This window comes from Paenibacillus sp. NN59 (assembly GCF_057597225.1).
In genome coordinates, this window is the sequence record NZ_CP199678.1 from 214,353 (window position 1) to 234,269 (window position 19,917).

Here is a 19,917-nt window from a genome sequence, read left to right on the forward strand (position 1 = left end):
GACAGGGGGGATGTTGATGGAGAGGATAATAGATTGGAATGCTTATATCGAGCAGTGGAGTCGAGCGACTGCACATTTACAGTCTATTCAGTCATATCATGTGAAGGGTAATCCAGCCCCTAATTTGTCCGAGCTCAAGCTTGAGGCAAGCACAGGTTTTTTCTTTATTCTTACGCGTGGAGAGATCGAGATCAGGATGTCCGATAAAATATATCGATGTCGCGCACCTTACATTTTCCACGGAGGAGCCGATAACAACATGAGTTTTGTAGTACCCAATGACAATCAGGAATGGGATGGTTATTTGGTTTTATATACAGCAGCATCTGCATCGTCGGAGGATCAGGGGAACCTAGCTCTGTCTTACGGGTTTACACCCAATGCTATGCTGCCGATTCAGGAAAAATGTGAAGCGGTGGGAGCTCTGTTGAAAAGCAGTGAGTCGTTAGAACGGCTGCAAGCCCAATCCATCTTTTTATCGATGGTGTACGGGGTTTTGAGCCAAAAACTGCAGACATTGGCGCAACCAGAGCATACTAAAATCAACATCGTGACCGACGCTATCAAATATATTAAAGCGAACTATAGGGAGTCCGTTACAGCGGAGAAACTGGCGGGCAGATATGATTGCAGCACGAGTTATTTATCGCGTTTATTCCGCAATCAGATCGGACTAGGGCCAATCGAGTATCTGATTCATGAGCGTGTCCACCGGGCCAAGCAGCTACTGTTGAAGTCGGATGCACGGATTCAGGATATTGCAACCAAGGTAGGCTATGCAGATGTATATTATTTCAGTCGATTATTCAAAAAACACACTGGTCGTTCCCCACTTCAGTTCCGCGCGGAATATCAACAAGCAGCTCAGGTTCAGAATAATCCATTACATGGGTTGGAATCGTCCATTGTCTCCCCTCCTTTTGATTCCCATAATGAGAATGAGTCTTATTATCAATTGAGTGAGGAAGGGGATACATCCATGTTTCGATTTTCAAGGCCTGCTTTTGGAGCCATGATGGTATTATGTACATCGTTGATTCTTAGTGCATGTCAGGCAAGCAATCCTACAGGAGGGGCTGCGGTAGCTCAAGAGCCTGCAAGCCAAACAGCGACCGCGACCGCGACCGCATCAGACAGTACTGCTGCGGAAACGAGAGTTTATAAACACTTAAAAGGCGAAACAGCCATCCCTGTGCACCCACAGCGTGTTGTTAGTTTCTTTCATCTTGGCGAGCTGATCGCACTTGGCGTGAAACCGGTGGGCACAACGACATATGTTCTGGACAACCCGCATATTAGCGACAAAACAGGCATTACCGATATCGGCATACCGCCAGATGCGGAGAAGATTCTGTCCCTGCAACCAGACTTGATTGTAACAACACCTGCATTAGCCGAGATTGTGGAGGGTGGGTATGATGCACTGAGCAAGATTGCCCCAACCATTGTGATCGAGCAGAATAATGAACCCATCAAAGATATAGAGATGTTTGGGGATATTTTCGGTAAACAGGAAGAAGCGAAGCAGTGGAATGAGAAGTTTACAGCCAAAATCGCAGAATACAAAGCAAAAATCAGCCCTAATGTTCGTGCGGATGAAACGTTCTCCATATTAAACGTACGTCCAGATGCTCTTTTTGTATACGGAGATACCAATATGGGTGGCAATATTATTTATAAGTATCTTGGATTGAAGCCGGCAGCCAAGGTAGAGTCCGATGTCATTCATGGCGAAACGTGGGAGGTATCTAGCGAGGTGATTCCCGAGTTTATCGGTGACCGTCTGTTCCTGGCTGTGAATAAGGGGGCGGAGGACAAGCTCAAGGATGTACAGAAACTGGTCGATGCCTCACCAGCGGGGAAATCAGGCCATGTGTACTCTATTGATTTTGACCAGTTCCTTCCGAGTGACCCTATTGCGGTAGAGAAACAACTGGACATCATTACAGATCTAATTATAGGAGATGGCAAATAGAACGGAAGTTGCCTGAATTGATTCAAGCCGGCGTGAAGGGGTAGAATAACGAGAGAATGCTTTATATTTCCAGTGCTGTTCAGGAAAGATCATACCACCTTTTACAAAGGAGAGTTCTCGAATGAATCATATCCCGGAATACACGTTGAATGATGGCTTGAAAGTGCCTGCGATTGGATTTGGTACGTACAGTTTGAAAGGGGAAGCAGGGGTTCGATCCGTTGCGTCTGCGTTTGATGCAGGGTATCGCTTGATTGATACGGCGTATAACTATGAAAATGAAGCTACCGTGGGTAGAGCAATCAAACAAAGCTCCATTGCGAGAGAGGAACTGCTCATTACCTCCAAACTGCCGGGCAGATATCATGCCTATGACAAAGCGTTGGTCGCGATTCAGGAATCGCTGTATAGAGCCGATCTGGATTATTATGACCTATACTTGATCCACTGGCCTAATCCGAAGAAAGACATGTATGTAGAGGCATGGCAAGCTTTAATCGAAGCGAGAAAACGCGGATATATCCGCTCCATCGGTGTCAGCAACTTCCTGCCTGAACACAATGAACGGCTGATTCAGGAGACGGGCGTCGCACCAAGTCTGAATCAGATCGAGCTACATCCGTTCTTCGATCAAGCGAAGCAACGGGAGCAGGATGCGAAGCATGGCATTGTGAACGAATCCTGGAGTCCCATCGGACGTGGGAACGATGCCTTGCAGGATATTTTGAAGGACGAGAATATTGTCCGCATTGCAGAAACGCATGGCAAAACGCCTACACAGATTATATTGCGCTGGCATATTCAGCTTGGCTCTATTCCGATTCCTAAGGCAGGCTCCTTGCAGCATCAGCAGGAGAACATTAATATTTTTGATTTTGAGTTGAACAAAGAGGAGATGCAGGTCATCGCTTCGTTTAATCGTCCGGATGGAAGGTTATGGAATCAAGACCCGAGTGAGTATGAGGAATTTTGATATAGGGAAGCTGAAAGATATAAGAAAGCTATAAATGAGCAAATTTACTTTCAGTAATCTGTAAAATCAAAAAGAATACAGACAAAGTGGTGGATATGACGAAATACAGTGATTTCCACCGGGCGACCTTCAGCTATTTTTTGGCTAAACCAATTATGGATGAAAAAATATATTCCGAATGAAATATGAGAAAAAAGCTATCCCGTTGCTCCTCCCGACTGAAGGAGCAACGGGATTTTCAATTACATATCCAATTCAAGCTGTGACAGATCACCGTCTCAGCTCGGCATTTGGTGGATGACAGCGACACGCCGCATCTCCTTCCAACAGGGCGCTTGGCAGGACAAAAGCGTGTCCAATGCGCACAGGCTGCACTTGCTTCTGAAGACGACTTGCACATAAAGTTATGCCCTATAATACTTCGGGAAATATGCGTCTCCATAATTAAGAAATTTAGCGAGTCAAACCGATAAAGAAGTTAGATTAATCCTATTTTAAGGAATATAAAATCAAAAGGGTGAAAGGATGATTGTGTGAATCGGTATCACGCAGTTCCTCAGAAGCAAATGTTCAAAATCGTAATGTGTATGATGCTGCTACTGACTTCTTTTTCAGGCTCGGGAGGCCCTGTTTTCGCAGACAGCATGAGTGTTTTTACAGTTACGAATACAAATGGTGACGACAGCACAGGCTCCCTCCGCTGGGCGATTGCTCAAGCGGGACAGGAAACCGATAGCAAAATTGTGTTCTCTCCTTCTCTCGCAGGTTCCACGATTACGCTTGATGGTAACCTGACTACCTGGAGCATGGGTGATAATGCCTCCGTCGAAATCGGTTCACTGTCCAGCAGTAGTTTTATGATCGAAGGTCTAACTACCGCTGATGGCAAGCCTGCAATTACCGTCGATGGCAATGGCTCACAAGGCATCTATGCCAGTGGCGGTGGTACATTTAGCATGTCTAATCTCATCATGAGAAACTTTAACGTTGTAGATACACATGGTGGACTCGATTATATGGGTGGCGTCGTATCTGTAAATGGCGAAAACTACTCCAATATCAATCTGAACAATGTATATTTTATCGGCAACAACAAAGCATTCAAAGGTGGCGGCGGGATCGTCTCACTGAGTGCTGTGAAATCTCCCTATAAGGTCAATATTAATCGCGTTAAATTTCTAGCGAACTCCCTGGCAGCTAATGACAATTCAAACAACACATATCAGGGAATGCTATTTTTCCGAAGTTTTGTGGAAGCTAGCATTACGAACTCCCTGTTCGCAGACAATTTGGTCAGTGCCCATACAGCAGCGAAAGCCGTTGGCTTGATCAGTAGCGGCGGCGGTGCATATGATGCCATCTGGTACAACAATACATTTGCCAATAATGTACTGAATAACGATCAAGGCGAGGCGATCGCTGGCATCGCGTATCTTACCGATGCAGGTCGACCGTCCAACACATCAACAGACAATGAATTCCGAAATAATATCGTTGCTAACGTTACCTTAAATGGTGCCCCGGCAACCACGCTAAACACATTGCTGTTCAAAGAACCTGATGTTCCAACCGTTCCGGCTGACTCCAATCTGTATAGCGTTAACGCGGATCAAACTATATTTCGAAATGTAGCTTCTGATCCTAATCTGAACCCCGTTCAAGACGCAGAGCAAAAGGATTACAGATTAAACAGTCTAGCGACTTCTGCCATAGATAGTGGCGATAACACGTATGCCACAGGTGACTATGATCTAGATGGTAATGAACGAATTGATGGCGGTATTGTTGATCTCGGCGCACTTGAATATACTCCGAGTTCCAATGCCGCACTTGCTACTGTCGCTAATCTAACACCTATACCTGCCAATGTTTCAGGCGGAGACGGATCTTCTGCCATTCAGCGCATCATCTGGAAAATCGCTACACCGGATGGCGTGGATGATCTGGATCTGAGCAGCTTCAAAGCTAAAGATTCTGCATCTACCTTTAATGTGTACACAACTTCAGGCTACACGAATGATACGGAAGTTACAGGTGCAACGAAGATTAGTCTGAGACAGAACCAGCCACCGACTACGGTATTTGTAAAAGTTACCGCTGAGAGTGGCAAGGTACAATATTATGGTATTGATATCACTCCGCATCTCACAGATGTGAACGTAGTATCTATTGTCGCAGATGGATCAGCGACTAGCACCTCAACTAAGATCAATCTTACGTTTGATACGGATATTAATGGCTTGACTGCTGATGGTATTTTCATTGCTGATAGTACAGCTTCGGTAGTCCCAGGTACAATTACAGGTTCCGGGAAAAACTGGTCCATCGCCTTGAGCTCTATTACGCTTCACCCTGATCCTCCACCTGCCGACCAAAATCCAACGTCAGGTGAAGTCTATTTGGCGGTGAGTTCCAATGGATATTACAATTTCAACTCGAATTCATCTATGGTCACGATTTACAAAGCAGCATCAGCTCACCCAATACCACAGGCGAGCATTGATTATGTCAATGAACGATTGATTGGACTTGAGCCGAGCGCTACGTATTCCATTGATGGTTCAACATTTATCGCCGATAGTCAGGGACGTATCGACATCCCTTCGTACTTGATGAATCATACCGTTAGTGTCATTCACATCGGAAGCGGAAGTTCTGTAGATAGTCAGCCCCAATCACTCGTTATACCAGGTCGCCCATTGCCACCAAACCAGGTTAGTGCCACGGATGCGACATATGCAGATGCACATGATGGAAAAATCACGGGTGTCAGCAGTGATATGGAATACACGATTAGTGATGTCATCCAGTGGAATCCTATTCAAGGCAGCGAGATTAATAATCTGGCAGTCAATACGTATTTCATTCGATACAAAGCGACCTCATCCAGCTTTGCCTCCAAAGCGGTTGGCAAAGTCGTTGGCGTCACTGACCCGAATGCAGAGATTGTACCTGCACCCGTTGTAACAGCAGATGATCTGCTCAATACGATCATAGGTCTGGATACAACGATGGAAATTTCGGTTGATGGGCATGGTTATATCGCGTACGATGGCTCGAACTTACCAGATCTGTCTGGTGAGCATGTAGTCAAAGTACGCTATGCAGCTACATCGTCCAAACCAGCCGGTCTGGTTACATTGCTCGTGTTCAGTGCTAATCCGGTAACTCCACTGACCGTTACGGCTAGCGATCCATTGGGTTTTAGCAATAACGGTAAAACATTGATTAATATCTCATCGTCCGCCCTTCCGGGCTCAGGTCACACTTGGGTATTCAAAAACTTTGGTACGACCAATGTGATCCAGCCGGAAATCGGAACTAAAGCGAGTGGTTATAGCGAGCTACCTACTAGCCGATTAATCGACGCTACGAATGGCGATTCCATCATCGTAGCTGAAGTCGATATGAACGGTAATGTTCTTCGCTTTGCTACACTCAAGGCAATCGTTGTATCGGAGAACTCGAACAGTGGTGGTTCTAGCGGCGGAGGCAGTTCTTCCGGTGGTGGTACAACACCTACTGTAACGACACCAGGCACAACAACGCCTACTTCCCCTACCAGACAAGAAGTTATTGTCCTTGTGAATGGCAAGCAGGAGAATGCTGGTGAATCCGCTACCGTTACCGAAAATAATATTAAACGAACAACCGTTTATGTCGATGCTAACAAAATTAAAGCAAAGCTGGATGCAGAAGGTCCAAATGCGGTAGTAACGATTCCGATCTCGTCTGATTCTGCCGTGAATGAAGCACAAATGGATGCTCAAACCGTACAAAATCTACAGGACAAATCAGCGACGATCGTTCTGCAAACGGATAATGCATCGTACACTTTACCATCCAAAGAAATCGGCTTGAGCGCAATCTTGCCAGCTAATCAGGCAAACAATGCGTCCACTACACCGACAAATGATGTAAAAGTTACTTTGCAAATTAGTAAGGCTAACGCAGAAGTTGTCAATACAATTACGCAAGCCGCGCAAGCGAAAAACGCAAATCTACTGCTGACGCCATATGACTTCAAAGTTACACTATCCTCTGCAACTCAGAAAATAGATGTTACTTCATTTAGTCAGTATGTACAGCGCAGCATGTTGTTGCCAGATAGTGTAGACCCGAACCAAATTACGACAGGTATCGTCCTGCGTGCAGATGGTTCCATCTATCATATTCCAACGAAGGTTGTTCAGCAGAACGGCAAATATTATGCCATCATGAACAGCTTAACGAACAGCTTCTATTCTGTAGTCTGGCATCCAATGACCTTTACTGATGTGAGCAATCATTGGGCGAAAGATGCAGTAAACAATATGGGCTCACGTATGGTCGTGAACGGAATCAATGACACTACCTTTGACCCGAACACAAGCATTACACGTGCTGAGTTCGCCGCGATTATCGTTCGTGGTCTGGGACTCCCGATGGGTACAGGTACAGCTTCGTTTAGCGATGTGCCATCCAGGGCTTGGTATGAAGGCGCCGTACAGACGGCTGTATCTTATAAGTTGATTACCGGATTTGAAGATGGTACATTCCGTCCGCAGGACATGATTACTCGCGAGCAAGCCATGACAATCGTTGCCAAAGCGATGAGTCTGACTGGACTTGCACAGCGTACGGACACGGCGGATACAACGTCGACTTTTACTAGCTTTGCCGATCAGAGCCGCATTGCTAACTGGGCAAAAGACAATCTGGCACTGACTGTACGTGCCAACCTGATTAACGGACGCAACGGTAAAATGGAGCCTCAAGCGAATATGACGCGTGCCGAAGTAGCCGCACTCGTCGAGCGCTTGCTCAAACAGTCTGGTCTGATTTAATCTAGTAGCGAGGGTGCTTGGGCGTTAGTTGATACTCGTTGTCCGTTCAAGCCTTCGGGATCAGCTCACTAGCGTTACAGTGTGCTTTGTCTCTATTCTTTTAGAATTTACAGATTACTGGAAGTAAATTTGCTCATATATATAAGAAAGGTTGCTTCTCTGTCTACTGACGGGAAGCAACCTTCTTTTATTACTATTCATGTTACGAGCCATGTTGCTGTAATTGTTGCTTTAACTGTTGTTTACATTGGAGATGGATCAGTTAGCTGCATTCGGGATACGGAACGTCAGAATCTCGTAAGGCTTGATATCAAAAGCAATACGCGCGTTTTCCACACGGCACTCCGCTTCAATGTTCTCCAGCAAATCACATGCGTACGCTGTGACGCCTGTTCCCTCGGGCAATTGCAGGGAGGCACGGCTGCGGCGGCCATGGGCTTCATAGACACGGATGATCATGTCATCATTGTCCTCGGCCTTTTTAATAACCTCTAGCACAACATTCTCCTGATCCACAGAAGCGAGCGACCATGTACCCGGCAATGTTCCAGTTTGTGAACCTACTTCCAGACCAACCAGTGGACGGTTGAGATCATAAGCTGCCTGGATAACTCGTCCCTCACGGAAATCACCCTGATGCGGATAGAGGGAGTAAGTGAACACATGCTGCTCTTTGTCGGCATTTTCGTTCGGATAGGTTGCGCTCTTGATCAGGGATAGACGCATCACCGAATTGTGAATATCATATCCGTACTTGCAGTCATTCAGCAGGGCAACGCCGTAGCCGCTCTCCGCCAGATCAGCCCACTTCTGACCACATACCTCAAAACGAGCCTGATCCCAGCTTGTATTGCGGTGTGTTGCGCGTTCTACGTTACCGTACTGGATCTCATAGACGGCTTTTTCACTCCAGATATCAAGTGGGAAAGCAGCTTTCAGCAACAAATGTTCTTGTTTCCAGTCTACGAAGGTACGGAAGTCGATCCGCCGTGTATGTGCGTAGAAAATGATAGTTTGCTCAACGACAGAGTCCAGGAATTGTCTTTTCACTTGAAGCACGGAACGTACCGGGCCGCTTTCTACCCATTCCATCGACTGCAGGTCATTGATCTCCCACATATGCTGCTCATAATAATCGTCAATGTTCCATGCCTCGTACTCCGCAGGACGATCCTCGAATACTTGCAGTACATTGCCACGCTCGCCGGATTGAAGCAGTTCACGCCCCTCCAGCTTGTCCCACACGGATACAAATTCAGCACTTTCATTCAGGCGAATATCATACCAAGGGGTCTCGATGGATTGCTGTTCGGATTGCCACTGGGCAACCGATACACCTGCACTGCCAAGATCAGCGGCGGCATCCGGCGTGATGCGGAACGTTTTGTATCCTGATGCAGGCACATTCTCGGCAAGGAACACCAATCCGCCTTCTGGTGTGTACTGACTTGGTACAGGATGATCTCCATCGTGTACGGTTACTTTTTTCGCAAAAGCGGGCAGTTCCACCACATCTGTCCTTGCAAAGCCGGTACTGTTAAAGACAACAATGGCTTCGCCGTCTGACGTAATCTGGCTTACAATGCCGTTCAAGGCGCTGCTCTTCAGTTCGTCCGTGACACGCAACACCTCTTCATATTGCTCCTGCGAATCGATGTATACCTGCTCAATGGAGCTGCCTGGCAAAATATCATGGAACTGGTTCAGCATCGTCAGCTTCCAAGCGTGTTCCAATGTGTCGGTTGGATAGACGGCTTGGGCATCCGCCTGACGTTGAATCATAGAGAATAGCTCGGCATCGGACAGTGCAAATTCGCTGTGACGGTTATACTTTTTATTACGTGCCATAGACGTGTACGTACCGCGATGATATTCCAGATACAGCTCGCCTGACCAGCGCGGAACCGAACGTACGCCGTCTAAATTCTGCTCTAACTTTTCAAAAAATTCACGCACGAATGTACGCTTTACCGTAGGTACGCCGGGGAGTCCTTTTTCAAGCCGTCTGCCGTGCTCTAGCATTTCCTCGGTTGGTCCACCGCCGCCGTCTCCGAAGCCGAAGCATTGCAAAACATCGGTGTTGAGGGTTTTGTTCTGATATCGCTGCCATGTGCCTTTCACTTGTGAAGCGTTAAAACGTCCGTTGTATGTGGTCTCGAAACGGTGCTTTCCGAATTCCGGGTGGGGAATATAGTCTTTGGCCGTAATGAAATGTGTCAGAACCTCCGAACCGTCAATGCCTCTCCAGTACATCGTATCGTTTGGAATCTGGTTAGTGTCATTCCAGGCAATCTTGGTCGTCATAAAATAATCGATCCCGCTCTTGCGCATAATCTGCGGCATCGCTGCGCTATAACCGAATACATCGGGCAGCCAGAGCACACGGTTCTCTACGCCGAATTCTTCCTTGAAGAAACGTTTGCCATAGATAATCTGACGGATCATCGATTCACCCGAGATCAGGTTACAATCTGCTTCCAGCCACATCGAACCTTCTGCTTCCCAGCGGCCTTCGGCCACTTTTTCTTTGATTTTCTCATATAAAGACGGGAAGTCGGCTTTCAAATATGCATAGAGCTGAGGCTGGGAGGACATGAAGGTGTACTCCGGAAATTTATCCATCAGATAAAGCACACTCGCGAAGCTACGGATAACCTTCTCACGTGTCTGATCCAGCGTCCACAGCCATGCTACGTCAATATGAGTGTGACCAATGCAGTGAACGGTCGGGATATGATCACTGTCGGGGCGAGTTTCTCCATAGATATGGTTTTGCAGATACTCACGTGCTTTCAGTACGGATGCGTGAAAAGCTGTGCTGTTCTCTTGGCGTAAATCAAGCAGATTTACAGCTTCGTTCAGCTGTTCGATCAACTTCAGACGCTCCAGATCATCCTCGCGTAGCAGGTCTGCCGCATCCAGTGCAGCCTTCAGGTCATAATACAAATTCGAGACAGGCTCATGATGCTCGGCAATATATACGTTCAGGAAAACATCGGCTGCGGACGTGCTACAGTAGGCATACAGCGCCAGCTCAAACTCTTCCCCTTTGACAGCAGCAGGCGTCAGGTCAATCTCAGTATGATTCACATCCAGACCGCAGATGAGCTCTCCGTTCAGGAACGCCAGAAATTGTGGATTATCATAGTTCCAAATATCTGTAGCACCGGTAACGATGGCGCAGACGACCCTTTTTCCCTCCAGGTGGTCGGGAATGCGAATGCGGGTTTTGAAGCAGCTGTGTACATCTTTGCCGCCCCAGCCATCACCTTTGCGGAACACGTTCCATGAAGAAGGGTCTTCATGCACGAGATTCCATGTATGGTATCCGCTCTCTTTATGATAAAGCTCAGGTATATACGTTTTTGAAGTTAATCGCGCACTTTCCAAGTGTTTCACAATCGTATGGATTCGAGTAGACAAGGAATTCAATTTCATATGTGTTTCCCACCTTGGTATTTAGTAAGTACAGGCTGTAAGGGTTACTTCAACAACAATAGAAGCTTACTCGTTGAAAACGCTGACATTTTAACTTTATCATATCAAACGAAAAATGCTAGAAACTACGTAATGTATGCTGGAAATGCCGTTTTTTTATTGCATTTCATGCTAAAATAGACGTATGAATGATTAGGGCGTGTCTTGAAATCTACTGAAGTGCATCTTTTACCCCCTTTTCGCCCCCTGCTACGTCACTTCCCCTTGACGTGCCCCGGCACGCCTGCGGGAAACTTCCTTGCTTGGAACGAAAATTCGGCAAAATCTGCTTTCTTCAGCGTTTTCAGACACGCCCTAGGGAAGGAGCATGTCCATGACATCATCGGTTTTGACATATGAGAAGGGATATGCGATCCATGTGAACCAGCCAGGGGATTCGCTTTATTATTACCTGGATTACGACGAGCGTTCGCATGACCTCAATATGGAATTTCAGCATTTTCATGATTTTTATGAAATTTGCATTCTGCTGGATCGGACCGCTGCACATATTATTGAAGGCAGTTTATACGAGATGCAGCCCTATGATATTGTGTTGCTTCGGCCTGCTTTGCTTCATAAAACCCAATATCCGAAGGGTGTGCCACCCAAAAGGTTAATGATTAATTTTGCTATGCCTCGCAGTTTACCTGGACTTGAGAACGGTTACAGCGAGCTGTTTACGATATTTAATGCGCAGGTTCCCATTTTCCGCTTCTCGGAAGAACGGCGTAAGGAGGTTCTTGCGCCCCTTAACGAGATTTTTGCGATATCACAGCAGTTATCTCCTATTCAATCGGTAGCTATTCATCATAAGTTTATCGAGTTTCTATGTGGTCTTCATCGCTATGCGGCGGAGAATAGTTATGTTCGCGAGGAAAAAGGATCATCCATGACTCAGCGGATGTATGCCATTGCTTCCTATATTCACAGTCACTATCAGCAGGAGATGTCGCTGGATGAGGTGTCCAGACGCTTTTATGTCAGTGCGCATCATTTATCGCGCCAGTTCAACAAAGTCACAGGCTTCACGTTTACGGAATATGTGCAGATGACCCGAATTCGAAATGCCCAACAAATGTTACTACATTCGAGTGAGAAAATTACGGATATTGCCGCCCAATGTGGCTTCACCAGCTTTTCGCAGTTCAATCGCATTTTTAATAAGCAGAATGGAATGTCGCCAAGTGCGTATCGGCGTAGCAGACCAGCACAGGATGAACGTCAGATGGTACTTGTAGGAGGAGGGAAAAACGTAATAACCTAAGCGAGATGAAGAGAGGAATTGAATACAGAGTATCGTCTGAATTATGTGGGAGATTCGAATGAGGGGAAATTGATTAGCGTAAAAAAGGAAGAGTCAGCAAAGAGGTTATGATGCTGGCTCTTTGTTATGGAATGAAAAAGTTATACATAATCTTAATTTTATTTCACACATCAAAATTTACAATATATTCCATCTTATGTTTGGACAAAGGAGGACATGAAGGATAGTATGATGTTTATAAAAAAAATGGAGGTTTCGTAATGTTAAAGAAATTAAAAGGTTTCATTGGTCTAACTGCGTTCATCCTGTTAGTCTCATCTTTTTTTGGATCGAGTGCAATGGCTGCAACAGTGGGTGAACCGTTATTAGCTGCTGAGCAAGGGTGGCACAGAATAGATGATAAGGATAGTAGAATTGTCTATAGTGGTAACCAGTGGACGACAACGACAGGACCTCAATTCTATGGGAATTCGTTGCATTATCTGCCGAATAATCCAACGAACTCTTCTCAAACTGTAAAATTCTCATTTTATGGTACACAGTTAAGAATCATTAGTACCCTTTATCAAGACTACACATCAAATCTAGTAATCACCATCGACGGTGTTGATTATGCTCCCGTTTCTGTAACTGGACCATCAGTTCAAATCAATCAAGCTCTTGTGTTTGAAGTAGCTGACCTCGTTTCAAAAGAACATACTGTACAAATAAAATCTACGGATACTAAAAGATGGGTTCTAGACGCCATTGATATTGATGATACCGGTTATTTAATCAATCCTAATCTTGCTTCTCCGATCTTAAAAGCAGAACCGGTTGTTTCTAAGATTGATCTCAGCTGGAATACCGTTAATGGGGCAACTTCATATAATGTTAAAAGATCCCTTTCGGCTGATGGGCCCTACGAAACAATTGCTACAGTAAATTCAACTAACTATTCAGATTCTAACGTTACAGAGGGAACTACATATTATTATAAAATAACGGCCGTAAATAGTGTTGGAGAAGGGGCATCTTCCAATGAGGTTTCTGCCTCCCTTTTAATCATTCGAGAAAGAGCACTATTAACAATCACGTTGAACACGGGATTAGAGAAGGAATTTGATCTATCTATGCCCCAAGTAAATGCTTTTATTAATTGGTATGAAACAAAAGCTTCGGGTAATGGCCCCGTAATGTTTGCAGTCGATAAAGGCAAAAATAATATCGGGCCGTTTAAGAGTAGAAAAGACTATATCATTTTCGATAGAATCCTTACGTTTGAGGTTAATGAATATGTACCGACTACCACAGAATAAATAACAATAATAAAGAGCAGCAGAACTGAAAATAGTTTCTGCTGCTTTTTATCTTGAAAATGCTAGATAGCTAAATGAGGCAGTTATCCTACTAAAATAGTAGTCATCGGTTAAAGTTCATTCTAAGACGTTGCAGCGAGCGTTAAAATTCCGTCATTCATTCGGTATACCTTATCGCAGTAGGCAAGCATACGCTCATCATGCGTGACCATAATGGCCGCTTTTTGGCGTGATTTCACCTCTTGTGCCATGAGACTGACCACTTCATGGGCTCGCTTGGTATCCAGACTTGCGGTGGGTTCGTCTGCCAGAATCAGGTTAGGATCATTCATTAAAGCACGAGCAATGGCTGTCCGCTGTTTTTCGCCGCCTGACAATTCCTCTGGGAATTTCCGCAACTTCTGTCCGAGTCCTAGCTCTTCCAATAGCTTCATGGCAAATTGTTGATCCTCCTTACTGACGGTTCCGGACATTCGTTTTACGACAAGGAGCTGATCAAGAACATGCAGATAAGGAACTAGATTAGATGATTGCATGATAAAACCGATTTCTTTGAGCCGTATCGTGGACAACTGTTTCTCCGTAAGCGTCGAGATCAGATTTCCATTTAGTCTGACTTCTCCCTCAGATGCTTTAAGCATCGCCCCAGCGATCGACAAAAATGTACTTTTACCAGAACCGGATGGTCCAACGACAGCAGCAAATTCTCCTGGCTCTACGGATAAGGACACATGGTCAAGAGCCTTCATCTGATTACTTCCTTCACCGTAAACCATAGTGACTTCATTCATCTGCAGACCTGTAGTCATTATTCAACCCTCCCGAGCGCTTTAAGCGGATCAATCTTGGTAATTTTGCGAACAGACACCAACGAGCTTAACATTGCAATCACGAGCAGAATGATGGAATAGGTCACAACAAGACTAGTCTCCAGCTTGAATGGCATACCTTTAGGCATAATCGCAGCAGTTCCATAAGTCAGCAAAATACCGACCAGAATACTTGTTACCGACAGCACAAATACTTGCGATACGATCGTTTTACTCAGAAATTTATTGCTGGCACCTATGGCTTTCATAATGCCGAATTGATTCGTCTTTTGCATCGTGATGACATAAAAGAATACACCCAGTACAAAGGCAGATATAGCGAGCAAAAAGGCCAGCATCATCAGAATCGTACCGTTCTCTTCTTTGTATCCGGGCATGCCTTGTACTGCTTCGCCCCGAGTAACGGTATCCGTACCAGACAACTTGTTATTGATTTCAGCTGCATCTATATTCTCGCCTTGCAGCATGATGGCATTCACAGGTTCAGCCAAGCCTTTATCGGAACCTGGAGCAGCAAAGGCAATCTTCCGCCATTGATCGATCGGTGTAAATACGGATGCAACGTGGTTATACGTCTCATTCTCCACAAAACCGATAATGGTTAGGGATTCGGTCGTACCATCTAATTGAAATGTATCTCCGAGTTTGAAGCCCTCATCTTTAAGGGAAGTATTCACCACTACACTAGTAGGGTTATCCGAAGATAGAGGTTTACCCTCGACTACCTTCGGTTCTAGAAAACTTCCTGGAAGAATGCCTATAATCGCAATATCGACCTTATCTTCGTTCTTTGAATTTTCACCCTTCATTGCTGTCGCCATCGTGCTACCCATGGGTGCGGCAGCTTCAACATTAGGCAGCTTTTCAGCCTCCGGCACCCGTTGACCAGACAATAAAGACTTGCTCATGGAAGACTGGGATCCTTCTTCAAAAATGACATAGTCCGCTTTCATATTCTTAAAGGTAGATGCAGCTAGCGTGGATAACCCATTGCCTAGACCAGATAAAATAAATACCAGCCAAGCGATCAATACAAAAATGATGATAATCATTAGAAATTTCAATTTACTGTGCATTAATTCTTTTACAGCTAAAAACACTCTCTCAACCCCTTTTATGACACTTGTGTCAGATTTGAAGTGTCGCGACACACGTTCTCATTTATTAAACAATATAATTGACACTTGTGTCAAATTAGTCCCAAGAAGAAAACTCATCTCTTGGCTCCTCCAATCCACGTTTGAAAAAGCAGTTTACCCCAATCAGCTGTAGGCAAATTCATCATGTTAGGTGTATTAAACAAGTTAAAAAAGACACCAATAAGTACAGGTAGAGGGATATCTTGGCGGAGAGATTTATCCTGTTGAGCGCGTTCAAACAAACGTGATAATTGAAGTTTGAGTGTCTGATGCGCTTCTTCAATAAATTCAAGATCTCTTGCTGCTGCAGGAGAGTTGGAGGTATTAATTTTATTCGCATCCCCTAGAAGCTGATGGAGCGCGGCTTCTTCAACGTAAATAAGTAGCAGTTCTTCAAGCGCTTCTAATGGGTCGGACTCATCAACGGCTGATGCATGTTCCAATACATTAGCGATGACTCTTTTCATGCAAGCAGCCACAATCTCCTCTTTATTGGCGTAATACTGATAGATGGTACTCCGAGCTCCGGAGAGATGCTGCGAAAGCAGCTTGAGGTGGAAACCGTCGTACCCATGCTCAAGCACCAATTTTTTGGTCATATCCAGCAGCTCTGTTTCCGTAAACGATTGCTTTCTTCCCATGAACAATCTCTTCTTTCGTCTGATTTAAAACTAAAACGTGTCTTGTGATCGTAAAATGGTGCAGCGACTGCAACACAATCTACTGAATATACTCAGTTTAGCATAAGATACCCGAATGCCGAATATAGACCATTGAAAATGACAGGGAATCCATCTTTATTCGTTGTCTCTAAAAGCATTACCGCTTTAACGATTCTTTTCGCCCCACTCGCACAGCTGTTCCAGCACGGGTAATATTGTCTGTGCTTTCGATGTCAGTGAATATTCTACTTTGGGCGGGATCTGCGGGAACTCCTTACGCGTAACTAATCCATCGGCCTCGAGTTCCTTGAGCTGTGCACTTAGAACTTTGTACGTGATCGCTCCAATCTGCCGCTGCATTTCATTGAAACGAACCGGTTGCTTGGCAGCGAGCAGATATAAAATAATCATCTTCCACTTACCACCGATGACAGACATGGTGTAGCCAAAAGGTGTATCTTGAATAGCTATATTCTCGCCTTCAAAGTCGGATATGCCCATGTTTACACTATCCTTTCAGATAGTACCTATCATTATTGTGCGTACTATCCTAATCTTTTTGCTCAGTCTATACTAGCCTTAATTTAAAGTAAAGGGGCTAGTTATATGACCACAATTCAAACGTACAATCATGATCTCTGGGATCACGGGATCTCTCAAGGCTACTGCGTCAACAATACGCTGTACATTTCTGGACAATTTTCTCACAACGCAGAAGGTAGCTTTGTTGGTGAGGGGGATATTCAGGCACAAGTATTACAGACATTAGAGAACTTGGATACCGTATTAGCACAGTTTGATGTAACCAGGTCTAATCTTGCATATGTTGAAATTTACTTGACTCAGGCGCAGAAGCACGGGGAAATCGCCATCGAAATGTTTAAAGAGTATATTGGTGAGCATCGACCGGCAGGCAGTCTGATTGGGGTAAATTATCTGGCATTCCCTGAACAATGGGTGGAGATTCGAGGCGTTGCCCATGTTGGTTCATAAAAATGGGCAACAGAGGAATCGTAGCTGTTCTTTTCATTAGAGGTGTATGGATATAAAAAAATAACAAGGCAAACCTTCGAATGAAGTAGGTTTGCCTTGGTTGATCTATATGATGTTTACTTTATAGAGCTATATACTAAAGGATTACTCTCTTTACACCAAATCTTTCGGTGCAAGCTCAATGGCGGAGCGAATAGCTGCCAGCATGCTTTTGTCATCAGCGATGTTTTTGCCAGCGATATCAAAGGCTGTGCCGTGGTCCACGGATGTACGGATGATGCCGCCTTTCAGTCCAACCGTGATATTCACGCCTTCCTCAATGCCCATCACCTTGATTGGGGCATGACCTTGGTCGTGGTAGCAGGCTACAACGATGTCGAAGTCGCCGCGGCCTGCGCGGAAGAAGAGTGTGTCCGCTGGCAGTGGACCAACGACGTTAATACCTTCCTGCTGCGCACGCTCAATGCCGGGCTGCAACTTCTCTTCTTCTTCCCCGTTGCCGAATAGGCCGTTCTCTCCGGCATGAGGGTTAATCCCGCATACCGCGACGCGTGGATTGTCAAAGCCTGCTTTTTTCAACGTATCATGAGCCAGCTTCACAACCGTGTAGGTTCTTTCCGGGTTAATGCTCGCAATAGCATCAATCAGACCCATATGAGTGGTCAAGTGAATGACGCGCAAGTTAGGCGTAGTGAGCATCATGGAGAAGTCCTCGGTGTCGGTCAGGTCTGCCAAAATCTCCGTATGGCCTGGATACAGATGACCTCCCAGATGCAGTGCTTCTTTGTTAAGCGGTGCTGTGCAGATCGAGTGAATCTGTTTCTTTTTCGCCAAATCAATGGCCTTCGCAAGAAACTGAAATGCCGCATCTCCCGCCACAGCTGACACTTTGCCGTACTCCAGATCAGCTGGAACAAGGTTCAGATCAATGACATCGACAGTGCCGAATTCATACTTTGCTTCTTCTGGTTCCTGAATAGAATTCACTTTCAAGTTGGAGCCGATCACGGGTAGCACACGCTCCAAAATCTTTGCATCACCAATCACAAGTGGGTTGCACTGATCATACACCTCTTGATGTGCCAATGCTTTCATAATAATCTCCGGTCCAATGCCTGCGGCATCGCCCATCGTAATACCTACTGTGGGTTTCATACGAGAATACCCCCTTTTAATTTTTGAATTGCTCGGATAAAGACGTCCGGTTTGCCGAATCCGCCTGCTTTGGTAATCACATATAAATCTTCAATACCCATAAATCTGGAGATTGGCACGCCGATTTCAAGCTCGTCCAGCAGTTCGAAGCCGCTGATATTCCATTTTAGACAAATCTGTTTGGCGGTATCGCCGCCCGTCATGGATACTCCTTTGAAAAGTCCCTCTTCGAGCAGTCTGGCGCATATTTCGCCTATCGCACGTACGATTTCGTTGCTGACTTGTGTGTGATTCAATCCGCGATTCTCACCTGTTGCCCGTGCCAGCTCAATATCGATGGATTCGGCAGTGGAGTAGAGCACGACATCTTCCCCCTCCAGTGCTTTGGTTCTAACCTCATCGTAGACACGTTCCATCTCCGCAGTACGATCTGCTTCTGCCGATACGGCTTTGAACGAATGAAACGATACGGACGCAATCCGAGACTGACGGAGCAAACGATACAACTGCTCCCGAGAGTTTTTATTCACACTGCCCACGACGGTTAAGATGGGGCCGGTATTCTCCGGGATCGTGAGTGCGGCGGATTTGGATTCTAGCTCATAGTGAGCCGGGAGATAGTTCGCAATCCCTGCTGAACCCGCCCAAGCAAATGTATACGGCATGTCCCGTGTCATCTGCAAAATCTGCTCCAAATGTGCTTCCTCCGTGGAATCCACCAGTACATACGGAATGTTGTTTTGTTTGAACTGCTCCAGTTTGGCATGTAATTGCTTTTGTCCGGCTTCCAGATCACCAACTGTGATCTCGCCCACGCGGTATTTCGTCTGCTGTTTGAGCAGATCCGGCAGGTAAGAGATCGTTACGGGTGTTTTTGGATCAAGGGCAATTTCTGTCTCCGCAAGTGGCACGCCGTTTAGGTAATGAATGCCCTCTCGAATGGTACGGTTATTTTTGGGATAACCGGGGGCGATCATCATGAAATCAGGTTGTACAACATCATATACTGCATCGATCTCGATACCGATATTGCCTCGCATGGTGGAATCCATCTTTTTGAAAAGCGTATCGAACCCGTTCTCCGTCAGCAGCTTGGCTGCATGATACACGCGATTATAAGCTTCCTCTGCTGCAATAGAACGGCTATCCGTATCAAAAACAACGGTATCATAAGAGGCCAGAGAGGCCTCGTCCATATTAAATAGAACACTCGTCTTCAGGCCATGCCGGGCTAGCTGCACCCCGCTGTCATTGGCACCGGTCAAATCATCTGCAATAATGGCCAGTTTCATGCAGTCATCCCTCCTTTAGTTTTCGTTTGT

13 protein-coding genes are annotated in these 19,917 nt (G+C 45.6%); 6 read left to right on the forward strand and 7 right to left on the reverse strand.

Annotated features, from left to right (window positions below; all coding sequences use genetic code 11):
• Positions 1–16: 16 nt before the first annotated feature.
• From ACT89M_RS01020 to ACT89M_RS01030, 3 genes are all read left to right on the forward strand, one after another.
• Positions 17–1,975: a helix-turn-helix domain-containing protein gene (locus ACT89M_RS01020; protein ID WP_308723427.1), complete on the forward strand. Its 1,959-nt coding sequence runs from the start codon at positions 17–19 to the stop codon at positions 1,973–1,975.
• Between the two features lie 121 nt (positions 1,976–2,096).
• Positions 2,097–2,948 (forward strand): aldo/keto reductase, encoded by an 852-nt coding sequence (locus tag ACT89M_RS01025; protein ID WP_308723426.1) that lies wholly within the window; start codon positions 2,097–2,099, stop codon positions 2,946–2,948.
• A gap of 566 nt (positions 2,949–3,514) precedes the next feature.
• On the forward strand, positions 3,515–7,774 hold the full coding sequence (locus ACT89M_RS01030) for an S-layer homology domain-containing protein (protein WP_487344967.1): 4,260 nt from the start codon (positions 3,515–3,517) through the stop codon (positions 7,772–7,774).
• A gap of 258 nt (positions 7,775–8,032) precedes the next feature.
• Here ACT89M_RS01030 and ACT89M_RS01035 read toward each other — a convergent pair whose 3' ends face one another.
• Positions 8,033–11,212, reverse strand: a complete 3,180-nt coding sequence (locus ACT89M_RS01035; protein WP_308723424.1) for an alpha-mannosidase — start codon at positions 11,210–11,212, stop codon at positions 8,033–8,035.
• A 373-nt stretch (positions 11,213–11,585) separates the two neighbouring features.
• Between ACT89M_RS01035 and ACT89M_RS01040 the strand changes: the two genes are divergently transcribed.
• A complete protein-coding gene (locus ACT89M_RS01040) occupies positions 11,586–12,518 on the forward strand; it encodes an AraC family transcriptional regulator (RefSeq protein ID WP_154959889.1) in 933 nt (310 codons plus the stop codon).
• 260 nt (positions 12,519–12,778) lie between these two features.
• Positions 12,779–13,816 (forward strand): fibronectin type III domain-containing protein, encoded by a 1,038-nt coding sequence (locus tag ACT89M_RS01045; protein ID WP_154959888.1) that lies wholly within the window; start codon positions 12,779–12,781, stop codon positions 13,814–13,816.
• Between the two features lie 122 nt (positions 13,817–13,938).
• Here the strand turns inward: ACT89M_RS01045 and ACT89M_RS01050 are convergent, their stop codons facing one another.
• The 4 genes from ACT89M_RS01050 to ACT89M_RS01065 form a co-directional block, all read right to left on the reverse strand.
• Positions 13,939–14,625 (reverse strand): ABC transporter ATP-binding protein, encoded by a 687-nt coding sequence (locus tag ACT89M_RS01050; protein WP_154891540.1) that lies wholly within the window; start codon positions 14,623–14,625, stop codon positions 13,939–13,941.
• Positions 14,625–15,746, reverse strand: a complete 1,122-nt coding sequence (locus ACT89M_RS01055) for an ABC transporter permease (protein WP_308723423.1) — start codon at positions 15,744–15,746, stop codon at positions 14,625–14,627. The genes ACT89M_RS01050 and ACT89M_RS01055 overlap by 1 nt, the downstream gene beginning before the upstream one ends.
• A gap of 113 nt (positions 15,747–15,859) precedes the next feature.
• Positions 15,860–16,426, reverse strand: a complete 567-nt coding sequence (locus ACT89M_RS01060; protein ID WP_154891538.1) for a TetR/AcrR family transcriptional regulator — start codon at positions 16,424–16,426, stop codon at positions 15,860–15,862.
• 186 nt (positions 16,427–16,612) lie between these two features.
• Complete coding sequence (locus ACT89M_RS01065; protein ID WP_154891537.1) at positions 16,613–16,948, reverse strand: winged helix-turn-helix transcriptional regulator; 336 nt, start codon at positions 16,946–16,948, stop codon at positions 16,613–16,615.
• A gap of 105 nt (positions 16,949–17,053) precedes the next feature.
• Between ACT89M_RS01065 and ACT89M_RS01070 the strand changes: the two genes are divergently transcribed.
• Positions 17,054–17,440: a RidA family protein gene (locus tag ACT89M_RS01070; protein ID WP_154891536.1), complete on the forward strand. Its 387-nt coding sequence runs from the start codon at positions 17,054–17,056 to the stop codon at positions 17,438–17,440.
• Between the two features lie 153 nt (positions 17,441–17,593).
• Here the strand turns inward: ACT89M_RS01070 and pdxA are convergent, their stop codons facing one another.
• Positions 17,594–18,595, reverse strand: coding sequence for a 4-hydroxythreonine-4-phosphate dehydrogenase PdxA (gene pdxA / locus ACT89M_RS01075; protein ID WP_253498657.1), 1,002 nt, complete (start codon positions 18,593–18,595; stop codon positions 17,594–17,596).
• Complete coding sequence (locus ACT89M_RS01080; RefSeq protein ID WP_154891534.1) at positions 18,592–19,887, reverse strand: four-carbon acid sugar kinase family protein; 1,296 nt, start codon at positions 19,885–19,887, stop codon at positions 18,592–18,594. The genes pdxA and ACT89M_RS01080 overlap by 4 nt, the downstream gene beginning before the upstream one ends.
• Positions 19,888–19,917: the final 30 nt, after the last annotated feature.

Bases quoted from the DNA above. Each gene is read 5' to 3' on its own strand.
- ACT89M_RS01020 (WP_308723427.1), top strand. From the start codon at position 17: ATGGAGAGGATAATAGATTGGAATGCTTATATCGAGCAGTGGAGTCGA.
- ACT89M_RS01025 (WP_308723426.1), top strand. From the start codon at position 2,097: ATGAATCATATCCCGGAATACACGTTGAATGATGGCTTGAAAGTGCCT.
- ACT89M_RS01030 (WP_487344967.1), top strand. From the start codon at position 3,515: ATGTTCAAAATCGTAATGTGTATGATGCTGCTACTGACTTCTTTTTCA.
- ACT89M_RS01035 (WP_308723424.1), bottom strand. From the start codon at position 11,212: ATGAAATTGAATTCCTTGTCTACTCGAATCCATACGATTGTGAAACAC.
- ACT89M_RS01040 (WP_154959889.1), top strand. From the start codon at position 11,586: ATGACATCATCGGTTTTGACATATGAGAAGGGATATGCGATCCATGTG.
- ACT89M_RS01045 (WP_154959888.1), top strand. From the start codon at position 12,779: ATGTTAAAGAAATTAAAAGGTTTCATTGGTCTAACTGCGTTCATCCTG.
- ACT89M_RS01050 (WP_154891540.1), bottom strand. From the start codon at position 14,625: ATGACTACAGGTCTGCAGATGAATGAAGTCACTATGGTTTACGGTGAA.
- ACT89M_RS01060 (WP_154891538.1), bottom strand. From the start codon at position 16,426: ATGGGAAGAAAGCAATCGTTTACGGAAACAGAGCTGCTGGATATGACC.
- ACT89M_RS01065 (WP_154891537.1), bottom strand. From the start codon at position 16,948: ATGGGCATATCCGACTTTGAAGGCGAGAATATAGCTATTCAAGATACA.
- ACT89M_RS01070 (WP_154891536.1), top strand. From the start codon at position 17,054: ATGACCACAATTCAAACGTACAATCATGATCTCTGGGATCACGGGATC.
- pdxA (WP_253498657.1), bottom strand. From the start codon at position 18,595: ATGAAACCCACAGTAGGTATTACGATGGGCGATGCCGCAGGCATTGGA.
- ACT89M_RS01080 (WP_154891534.1), bottom strand. From the start codon at position 19,887: ATGAAACTGGCCATTATTGCAGATGATTTGACCGGTGCCAATGACAGC.